The organism is Acidovorax sp. KPB24-07, assembly GCF_057543315.1.
The window spans coordinates 1-660 of record NZ_BAAJYS010000891.1 but is presented as its reverse complement, the minus strand read 5'-3'; the positions used below and the strand labels follow the sequence as shown (position 1 = coordinate 660).

The 660-nt window shown below is 73.0% G+C and carries 1 protein-coding gene; it reads right to left on the bottom strand.

The window, feature by feature from the left end; all coding sequences use genetic code 11:
* A partial coding sequence (locus AC27IQ_RS26505; protein WP_487091445.1) for a ProQ/FINO family protein occupies positions 1-660 on the bottom strand: 660 nt, incomplete at both ends.

Here is a 660-nt window from a genome sequence, read left to right as displayed (position 1 = left end):
GCTGGCGCGCGCGGTGCAGCGAGCGTTCGGCCGTGCGCGGGTCCATGCCGTACATGTCGGCGAACTGCGCCACCGTGCTGCCGCTGGCCTCGAAGGCACGCAACAGCGCCTCGGCCTTGGCGTCGCGTTCGGCCACTTCGGCGAAGGCTTCGTCGAGCAGGGCATTGGCGGCCTCGTCGCGGCCCCGCACCAGCGCGTCGTACGCCTCGCGGGTGAGGCCCGAAGCCTCGTAGGCCTGCGCGATGCGGCGGCGCAGCTTGGCGGTCATGTCCTCGCCGTCGCGGGGCTTGCGGCGGCGGAACACTTCCAGCAGCGCATGGTGCACATGCTCGGGGGCCATGGCCTCCACGGCATGGCCCTGCAGATCGTGGCGCTGGCGGCCTTCGGCCACCACCTGCAGGTAGCGCGTGGACCGGGTGTGGATGCCCAGGGCGAGCTTGAGCGCATCGCGCTCGAACAGATCGGGGTGGGCGGCCTGCAGGTCCTGGAAGATGCCGCGCTTGAGCGGCAGGAACTGCGCGCCGAACAGGTGCGGGTACAGCGCGGCCAGTTGTTCCAGCGCGGGATGCGTGCGGCGCGGGCCTTGCGAGCCTTGCGGGCCGGCGCCCTTGCCGTTGCGGGGGCGCGGCCTGCGCTGCGGGTGCGGTGCCTTCGGCGACC